An 8,738-nucleotide genomic window follows, 5' to 3' on the forward strand; every position below is an offset into this window, starting at 1 on the left:
CATATGCACGAACAGGAAAAAATATTCCAGGAAGAAAGCAGGATAAAGGCGACTGACTTGGAGCACAGGCGGAAAATTAACTATAGCCTGACGCAATCGGATATTGCTTTTCAGAAGGGAAAAAATGTATTCTCAGATCTCGAATCAGCACGTAAAAGAGCTAAAAACATAAAATGGGAAACGATTGAGCACTTAAATAAATACCTGCTGGAATTTGAAAAAAAATTTACAGAAAGGGGAGGCAAAGTAATATGGGCAGAAAATCCGCAACAGGCATTAGACGCGGTTTTACAAATATGCAAACAGAAACAGGCTAAAAGTGTTGTCAAGAGTAAGTCCATGGTTACAGAAGAAATTCATTTGAATCCTTTTTTATCGCGGCATGGTATTGAAGTAGTGGAAACCGATCTTGGTGAGTATATACAGCAATTGTCCGGGGAGGCGCCCTATCATATGGTAGCGCCTTCGATGCATAAAAGCAGGGAGGAAGTGGCCAGGTTATTTCATGATAAATTAAATGCACCACCCGGTTTGGCGCCTGAGGAGCTTACATTATTTACCAGGCAAATACTCCGGCAAAAGTACGTGGATGCGGATATAGGAATTACCGGGGTAAATTTTTTACTGGCTGATATTGGCGCTGTGGCTGTAACAGAAAATGAAGGGAATGCAAGATTATGTACCAGTTTTCCTAAAACACATATTGCCATTACCGGTATTGAAAAGATATTGCCATCTGTAAACGATCTTGCGTTGTTCTGGCCTTTATTGGCAACGCACGGTTCAGGACAGCAGGTAACCGTTTACAATACCATTTTTTCCGGTGCAAGGAAAGAAAATGAAACAGATGGTCCCGAAGATATGTATGTGATATTGCTGGATAACGGAAGAACCAATATACTTGCCGATGTTACAGCAAGGGAAAGTCTGTTTTGTATCCGGTGCGGTGCTTGTTTAAATGTGTGCCCGGTATTCAAAAATATTGGCGGACATACGTATAATGCTACCTATGGCGGGCCCATTGGTTCGGTTATAACCCCTTATCTGAGTGGGCTGAAATCCTATAAACACCTCAGTTATGCTTCATCGCTTTGCGGCGCTTGTACCCAGGTGTGCCCGGTTCATATTAACCTTCATGAGCTTTTGTTGTATAACCGCAATAAGTCGGTAAAAGCCCATTGCGGTTCCCGTAGTGAAAAAATAGGATGGTTGCTATGGAAGAAGGCCTGCCTGAACCGTGCAATGATGAACATAACAAATGGAAGGATTAAAAATTTTATGATTAAACTCCTTTTTCGGAAAAGCTGGGGTGATAACAGGAGCCTTCCGGACTTTGCCCCAAAAACTTTTAATGAGCTGTGGGAAGCAACCGGGCAATAATTATTTCAAAAGTTACCGGGGATGATGCGTAGTTTGCTTCTGCCCTTTACTAATACTATTGTGTATGCATGTTAATCTTTTTATTCCCTGCTTTGTAGATCAGTTGTATCCACAAACTGCTTTTAATATGATAAAGGTATTGAAAAAGGCAGGCTGTACGGTGCATTACAATACGGAACAAACCTGCTGCGGGCAACCTGCATACAATGCCGGATACTGGGATGAATGCAGGAGCGTTGCAGAGAAATTTGTTCGCGACTTTGGGGGAAATGAATACATTGTAGCTCCCAGCGGATCCTGTACCGGGTTTGTAAGAAATTATTATGGTAAGGTACTCGAAAATGACGGGCATAAAAATGAAATGCATCATCAGCAGTTGCCCGTATATGAGTTTACGGAATTTTTGACTGCTGTTTTGAATGTAGAAGATATTGGAGCTACGTTTAAAGCTTCTGCTGTTTATCATGATGCCTGTGGCGCCCTGAGGGAGTGTGGTATAAAGGATGCTCCAAGGAAACTGTTGCAGCATGTAAAAGGACTGCAATTAATTGAGGCGCCGGATTGTGAAGTGTGCTGTGGTTTTGGCGGCACCTTTGCGGTAAAGTTTGAACCCATCTCTATTGCAATGGGAGAACAAAAAGTATTAAACGCAATTGAAATGGGCGCTGAATATATTATTTCTACAGATTTATCCTGCCTCCTGCATTTGGATGGGTATATCCGGAAACATAAGCTGGCTTTGAAAACCATCCATATAGCCGATGTGCTGTCAGCCACCTGCCAATGACATCTTAGTAAAGTTACTGTTTATCAGGCAGTTGCAAATTGTGTTTTTAGATTAGACTTTTTTCTTTGTCACTTTTTGTGGAAAAAGTAACCCAAAAAGCCCTGCCCGCCCGGATGAGCCGTTCGGACGGGGCTGGCAGGGAATACCGACCGTTTTCGGGAATATGCCCTGGTTAAGCTTTTTTACTACTGTGACTTCAGCGGTAGAACGCAATGCTTTCTCAACTTACGGCACTCCTGAACCTGGCCAACTTACCAACTAATCAACAATGATGATAAGTATGCTGTAGGCGGGCTCACAGTAGTACTGCTGTCTGATCGAAGGGAACGGCAAACGGCCGTACATCGTTTGCCGCGTGCTTTTGGCTTCGTTTTGCACGAGCAAAAGGAAGAAAAAAAATGGCTGCAACTATTTAAATACTACCGGTAAATGAATTGTAGAAGGGTATGCAAAATGTCATTTTCAATATGCTTAAGCACACGCTTATAATATACTCAGCATGACGAGCAGCGGAACTTTATCCGGCTATACCACTAAAGCTGAACCCTGTTACTGCTACAGTCATTCCAACGCAGTATGTTTACCGCAGGCAGGAATCTGCCTTCGTTTTGATCATTGCAGATGTTTCGATCAGCATGATTAAGTGTTTCGTGCGCACATACGAACCCCGGTGCGAACAAGGCATTTGTTGTTCGACCCTTTCAGGGTCGCAATAATGCACTACCTGTGGTTATAAACGTTTAAACCCTTTCAGGGTCAATACGAGTCCGTATGCATCAGCGCTTGGTACCCGATGCAGGAGGGGCAGGCCACTGATGGAATAGTCTTTTCTTCCTATCCTGAAAGGATACAAGGTTTATAACGAGAAGAAAAAAGTTTTGAACGACTCCAAAGGAGTCGAAGTTTCAGTAACGGAGAGGAGTAAGGGGTTAACGCGGGGAAAAAGGTGAAAGGAGAAAGGAGAGAGAAAAGAGAGCGGTGAAAGAAGAAGTAACCCGCCCGGTCGTTAGTAGTTACCCACCTGATAGCTAATTGCTGATGCCTGATACCTTAACCTACAGCAGGAATAGGTATTGTTAAAAATAAAGATCACAACTGCTCCCGGCAACTTCCGGCGTTTTGTATTTGCCATCAACAATTTGAGCCGGATGGATAAAATGTTTTTTAAGATGGGGAATGTGTTCCAGGAATAATGCATCGTGTCCCAAAACAATATGATTAAAAAGTACCAGGTGCTGATGTAATTGGCCCATATCCCCAACATGCGGTACAACCGGTATCCAAAATTTTCTGCACATCAGGCTAACGGTAATAAATTCACTTACCCCGCCCACTCTTAAAGCGTCAACCTGTATAAACCCGGCACAGTTACTCTGGAGATAATTCTTGAACATAATGCGGTTGGGCACATGTTCGCCCAGGGCTAAAGGAGTTGGAGCGATCGCTTCTGCAAGCACCTTATGCGCCAGCACATCGTCCGGATGGGTGGGTTCTTCAATCCAGTAAGGATCCATTGACTGCAGTTCCCTGCAAATTTTTAATGCCTGTGGCAGTGTCCACTGCTGGTTGGCATCGAGCATAATCTTGATCTGATCCCCTGCGGCTTTTCTTACCATCTGCGACCTGGAAATATCCCTGCCGGGATCATTTGATCCAACCTTGAGTTTAATCGCATTAAAACCTTCTGCAACGGCCTGCTGCACATTTTCTTTAACCTGTTCATCAGAATAATTAAACCATCCCACGGAAGTGTCGTAGCCGGGGTAACCCTGTTGAAGAATAGCCTTACGGTCATCCTTATCCGCTTCATTTTTCTTGATCAGTCCGAGCGCCTCTTCTTTTGTCAGTACATTTTCTATGTAAGAAAAATCCAGTGTATCAATGATCTGCTCCGGACTCAGGTCTGTAAGCAGCTTCCAAAGGGGAACCTTTCTTTTTTTGCCCAAAGGTCATAACAGGCATTTGTAACGGAAGCCAATCCAAGGTGAACAACACCTTTATGAGGTCCGAGCCAGCGGTACTGCTGATCGTTCGAGAATTGACGGAAGAGAGTACCAAAGTCTGACATCAGATCCTCGATATCCTTTCCTTTTAATTTTTCGGCGTAAAATTGCGCTGCCTTGCATACCAGTTCATTGCCTTCACCAATGGTAAACGCAAGGCCGGTACCGCTAATTCCCGTGTCATCCTTAAGCGTGGTAACAGCATAGGAATAAACAGGATCGCGGTGCATGGCATCACTGCCTGCCCCGTTAGCCAATAGAAAACGGGCATCAGCTATTTGAATGTGTGTGATCATAGCTTAGAAATCAAAAATGTCGCCCAGGAAAGATTTTTTCTTGTAGTGTGGATTTTTTTTGTAATAACCGGCATCATTATCCTTGTGCCCGTATTGGTTAACATCCCTGTCATAATTCTCCTTCCTGGAATAGTGTTCTGCGGAGCGATCTATAATCTTGTCTAATTCTCCGCGGTCTAACCATATTCCGCGGCACTTGGGGCAATAATCAATTTCAATTCCATTTTTATCGCTAATCAGCAAAGTTTCATTACAGGTTGGACACTTCATTTTTATACTATTTTAAGAAAGTTTAAAATTGGTGAATATAAATATTTCGATGCAATTTTTTTCAGTACTAAAATACCTTTAACAATTTTATCAGGTTCCGGTTAATACAATTGTTTGATAGCAATTGTACGTATTATCGGAGAAGCCATTGCACAAATTGTGGAGCAGGTAAAGTATTTTGTATAGTTCGCCAAATGAAAAACAGGATCGCTTGTTTAATATTCAAAGACAATTCAGTACCTTCCGCACCCTTTTTTAATATACTTACATGAAAAGAACTGCCATCAGCCTCGTCTGCACCCTGCTTTTTTTTATTGGATGCAATACTAACAAATCACAAAACTGTGAGCCTCAGCAAAGGGATAAAGCTTTAGCATCTATTGATTCGCTGGGCACGGGTTTGAATTGGCCTAACGATCTTCAGATCACCGGTTTTGCAGGTCCCGGCCTTACGCCCAGTCCTGCCTGTTTGGCAGTAGCTCCTTCGGGAGAAGTGTATGTTGGCGTGGATATGATTGGCTCGCTCGGTAAAGACCCGGGCAAGGGCAGGATTGTAAAATTAGTAGACTGTAATAATGATGGTATTGTAGATAGCCATACGGAATATGCCGCGGTAGACAATCCCCGTGGGATTATATCAGTGGGTGACCAGCTTTTTGTTCTTCACACCATGTTTGCTGCGGATGGTTTGGCAACAGGAATGGACCTGGTGGTTTTTGAAGACAAGGATAATAACGGGGTTGCTGATGGCCCCGCTAAGCCCCTCATTGAACATATCAGCAACCCAACATTTATTAAAAGCAGGGGAACCGATCATGCCACTAACGGCATACGTATGGGTATTGATGGCTGGATATACATTGCCGTAGGCGATTTTGGATTTCATGATGCTACCGGCCGCGATGGAAAAAAATTAACTATGCTGGGTGGGGGAATTGTAAGGGTACGGCCGGATGGTACAGAAATGGAAGTGTACACTCATGGCCTGCGTAATATATATGATGTGGCCATTGATCCTTATATGAATATTTTCACCCGCGATAATACCAATGACGGAGGCGGATGGAACATCCGGTTTAGTCACCAGGTGCAATCAGGCGAATATGGTTACCCGGTTCTGTTCAAACATTTTACAGAGGAAATTATTCCCGCGATGGTAGACCTGGGAGGTGGCTCGGGTACGGGTTCGCTTTTTATGGATGATGCCACCTGGCCCGACAAGTACAATCATACGCCTATGATGGCCGATTGGGGAAGAAGCCAGGTATATATTCACAGGCTTACCCCATCGGGCGGAAGCTTTACCCAGGAACAGGAAGATTTTATTAAACTGCCGCAGGTTACCGATCTGGATATTGACGCTTCCGGCCGGCTTTATCTTTCTGCATGGGATGGCGCCGGTTATTCAGGAGACTCCGGTAAAGGATTTGTAGTACGCGCCGTACCTAAAAACTGGGAATATAAATCCTTTCCCGATGTTAAATCCGCTTCTATAAAGGAACTGCAGTCGCTGCTGCAATCCGCCGGCGCGGCGGCAAGGCTGAGCGCCCAGCAGGAGCTCATTGCCCGGAAAAGCGGAGAAGCCACCAAAGCAGCATGGGAACTGGTAACCGATAAGGGATTGCCGTTGTATGTACGTGTAGCCGCCATGTATACCTATGCGCAGGCGGCCGGCAAAGACGGTATTAAAAATTTGCTTCAGCTTAGCTCAGAACAAGCTATGAGGGAATTTGCGTTACGCGCCCTTGCCGACAGGAAACCTTTTTTAAAAGAGGTGCCTGTTGAACCTTTTATCAGCGCATTAAAAGAGGAAGCTTCACCACGCGTTCAAATAGCAGCTATAGTTGGCTTGGGCCGCCTGGGCCGCACGGAGGCAGCGGAAGCCCTGCTGCAAATACCTGTTCCCGCATCATTTGTATCTCCTGCCAAAGGCGAAGAAGGACCGCATGCCGCGCCTAATACCGCTATTATTCCGGCACATGTTGCTGCAAAAGCCCTGGTAGCATTGAATGCGGTAGATGCCTGTGTAGCTGCCATTGGCTCTCCAAATTCTACGCTTGCACTTTGGGCGTTGCGCTATATGCATGATCCAAAAGCTGTGGACGGACTGATAGCCGCTTACGAAAAAAGCCAGGATAAGGACCTGAGAAGTAAGATACTTGCCACGGTAGCGCGACTGTATAAAACAGAAGCGCCTTATGATGGTTCCTGGTGGTGGAGTACCCGGCCCGATACACACGGACCTTACTACAAACCCGTAACGTGGGCGGCTTCAGATAAAATCAACGCGTTTCTCACGGAGGAATGGAACAAATCGGATGCGGCAGAAAAAGCATTTTTCGCTGACCTTAACGGTAAACTCCGGATGGGCATCAGCCGGTTTGGCGGTGATGAAGAATTGATAGTGGCAAAGGAAGACAAGGTTGACCTGAACAAAATCAGGAACACAAAAGGGCAGATTGGAAAATCATCCATAGAAGATATTATGCTCGCCATGGATAAAATAAAAGGTAACCCCGCTGCCGGAAAAACGCTCTTTATTCAACAGGGCTGTATTGCCTGCCATAGTATTAATAAAGGGGAGGTTATGAAAGGGCCTTTTATGGGTCAAATAGGTTCCATTATGAGCAGGAAACAAATAGCTGAATCTATTCTCAAGCCTAATGCTTCTATTTCGCAGGGCTTTGCTACGGTGCTTATTACCACAAAAGATGGTAAAAGCCTGATGGGTTTTGTAACGGGCGAATCGGCAGACAAAATTGTGCTGCGCGATATTACCGGAGCCGCACATACCATTAATACCAAAGATATTAAGGAACGTAAAGAGCAGGAAACATCCATGATGCCGCCGGGTTTGGCCAATGCATTATCGTATGAAGAATTTGCCTCGCTCATTACTTACCTGTCGCAGCAGAAAGGGTAAAAGGAGGTATACAGTAAACGGCTTTTTATTTTTGAGGTGAAGTTCCGGAAACAAAAAAGTAAACTTTTTCACTGTCCCGGCTTATTTTATATTTTGTATATGCTGCCTGAATGCTTTAGGCGTTTGCCCGGTGATCTGCTTAAAAAAGGAGAAAAAGTTTACGGGATTATTATAGCCGCACTCGTAGCAAATATCTTTTATGGAATAATTTTCATTCTGCAATAATTTTCGGGCGTGGCCGATCCTTATTTCGTTTACAAAGCGGGTAAAGGTTTTTTGTGTTTTTTGTTTAAAGAAACGGCAAAAAGCATTGGGCGACATATTGCAGATGCGGGCCACTTCTTCCAGCATAATATCACGGTGAAAGTTTTTCAGCAGGAACTGGTAAACATCGTTAAACCGTTCCATATCATTTTCATTTGTTGAGCTTTTGTAGCCAACGCTGGCCAACACAGCAAACTCTTTTGATTTGGATAGCAGGTCAACAATCTGAAGAAATATGCCCAGTTGAACCAGCCCGCTGCATTGTGCCGCTTCTTTTATCTTTTCAATTGTTTTCGTCCTGGTTTCTCCATGAAACCTTAAGCCTCTTTCTGCCCTGTGCATTAAGTCGTTGTATAAACGGATACTTCCGGTATCATCGGTCACCTTGTTGATCAGATCAGGTGGAAAATAAAGCCCTAAGGCTTTTGTATGCAGTTTTTTCCTTTTTTTATAAAAGACCGCATCGCATTTCCATAAATGGGGCAGTTCCGGGCTGGAGAGAACCAGCTCCCCTTCTGCAAAGTTTCCTACATAATCGCCAATGATCAGCTTGCCATAACTTTTTTCAACCCAGGTAAGTTCACATAGCTTATGAAAATGAAAGGGGTGATCAAAGTGAGGTTTATAAATTTTTTTCACCCAAATTTTCTTTTCACCGATAATCGGGGCATCTACAATCAGTTCAGGCTTCATAACAATCGTTGATAATACGTTATTGAATGTTGTTTGTAAGTAACCGCTATATAAGGTTTTTATAAAAATAGCCTGCTTTTAAAAGGATACGAATAGAATGCTTACATAAAGCAATATAAATA

At 43.9% G+C, this 8,738-nt stretch carries 7 protein-coding genes; 3 read left to right on the top strand and 4 right to left on the bottom strand.

Translation table 11 applies throughout. The features are described 5' to 3' along the window. Positions 1-3: 3 nt before the first annotated feature. Together VL121_RS15955 and VL121_RS15960 are read left to right on the top strand one after the other, a co-directional pair. Positions 4-1,380 carry a LutB/LldF family L-lactate oxidation iron-sulfur protein gene (locus VL121_RS15955; protein WP_325407150.1) on the top strand — a complete coding sequence of 459 codons (1,377 nt, stop codon included), beginning with the start codon at positions 4-6 and terminating at the stop codon, positions 1,378-1,380. Between the two features lie 64 nt (positions 1,381-1,444). Then, positions 1,445-2,167 (top strand): (Fe-S)-binding protein, encoded by a 723-nt coding sequence (locus tag VL121_RS15960; RefSeq protein ID WP_325407152.1) that lies wholly within the window; start codon positions 1,445-1,447, stop codon positions 2,165-2,167. A 1,076-nt stretch (positions 2,168-3,243) separates the two neighbouring features. Here the strand turns inward: VL121_RS15960 and VL121_RS15965 are convergent. Genes VL121_RS15965 through VL121_RS15975 form a run of 3 tightly spaced genes read right to left on the bottom strand, consistent with a single transcriptional unit; the run spans position 3,244 to position 4,736 of the window. Then, entirely contained in the window at positions 3,244-4,113 is an 870-nt protein-coding gene (locus VL121_RS15965) for an enolase C-terminal domain-like protein (RefSeq protein ID WP_325407154.1), read from the bottom strand. Next, complete coding sequence (locus VL121_RS15970; RefSeq protein WP_325407156.1) at positions 4,065-4,466, bottom strand: enolase-like domain-containing protein; 402 nt, start codon at positions 4,464-4,466, stop codon at positions 4,065-4,067. Before VL121_RS15970 ends, VL121_RS15965 begins: the two co-directional genes overlap by 49 nt. A gap of 3 nt (positions 4,467-4,469) precedes the next feature. Further along, on the bottom strand, positions 4,470-4,736 hold the full coding sequence (locus VL121_RS15975; protein WP_325407158.1) for a TFIIB-type zinc ribbon-containing protein: 267 nt from the start codon (positions 4,734-4,736) through the stop codon (positions 4,470-4,472). 268 nt (positions 4,737-5,004) lie between these two features. Here VL121_RS15975 and VL121_RS15980 point away from each other — a divergent pair, with 268 nt between their 5' ends. Further along, positions 5,005-7,659, top strand: coding sequence for a DUF7133 domain-containing protein (locus VL121_RS15980; RefSeq protein ID WP_325407160.1), 2,655 nt, complete (start codon positions 5,005-5,007; stop codon positions 7,657-7,659). Between the two features lie 81 nt (positions 7,660-7,740). On the opposite strand, the gene VL121_RS15985 is transcribed toward VL121_RS15980, so the two are convergent. Continuing rightward, on the bottom strand, positions 7,741-8,616 hold the full coding sequence (locus tag VL121_RS15985; RefSeq protein ID WP_325407162.1) for an AraC family transcriptional regulator: 876 nt from the start codon (positions 8,614-8,616) through the stop codon (positions 7,741-7,743). Positions 8,617-8,738 lie beyond the last annotated feature (122 nt).

The organism is Agriterribacter sp. (genome assembly GCF_035497235.1).
Lineage (GTDB): Bacteria > Bacteroidota > Bacteroidia > Chitinophagales > Chitinophagaceae > Agriterribacter.

Excerpts from the sequence above, each read along its gene's own strand:
- VL121_RS15955 (WP_325407150.1), top strand. The coding sequence starts at position 4 with ATGCACGAACAGGAAAAAATATTCCAGGAAGAAAGCAGGATAAAGGCG.
- VL121_RS15960 (WP_325407152.1), top strand. The coding sequence starts at position 1,445 with ATGCATGTTAATCTTTTTATTCCCTGCTTTGTAGATCAGTTGTATCCA.
- VL121_RS15970 (WP_325407156.1), bottom strand. The coding sequence starts at position 4,466 with ATGATCACACACATTCAAATAGCTGATGCCCGTTTTCTATTGGCTAAC.
- VL121_RS15975 (WP_325407158.1), bottom strand. The coding sequence starts at position 4,736 with ATGAAGTGTCCAACCTGTAATGAAACTTTGCTGATTAGCGATAAAAAT.
- VL121_RS15980 (WP_325407160.1), top strand. The coding sequence starts at position 5,005 with ATGAAAAGAACTGCCATCAGCCTCGTCTGCACCCTGCTTTTTTTTATT.
- VL121_RS15985 (WP_325407162.1), bottom strand. The coding sequence starts at position 8,616 with ATGAAGCCTGAACTGATTGTAGATGCCCCGATTATCGGTGAAAAGAAA.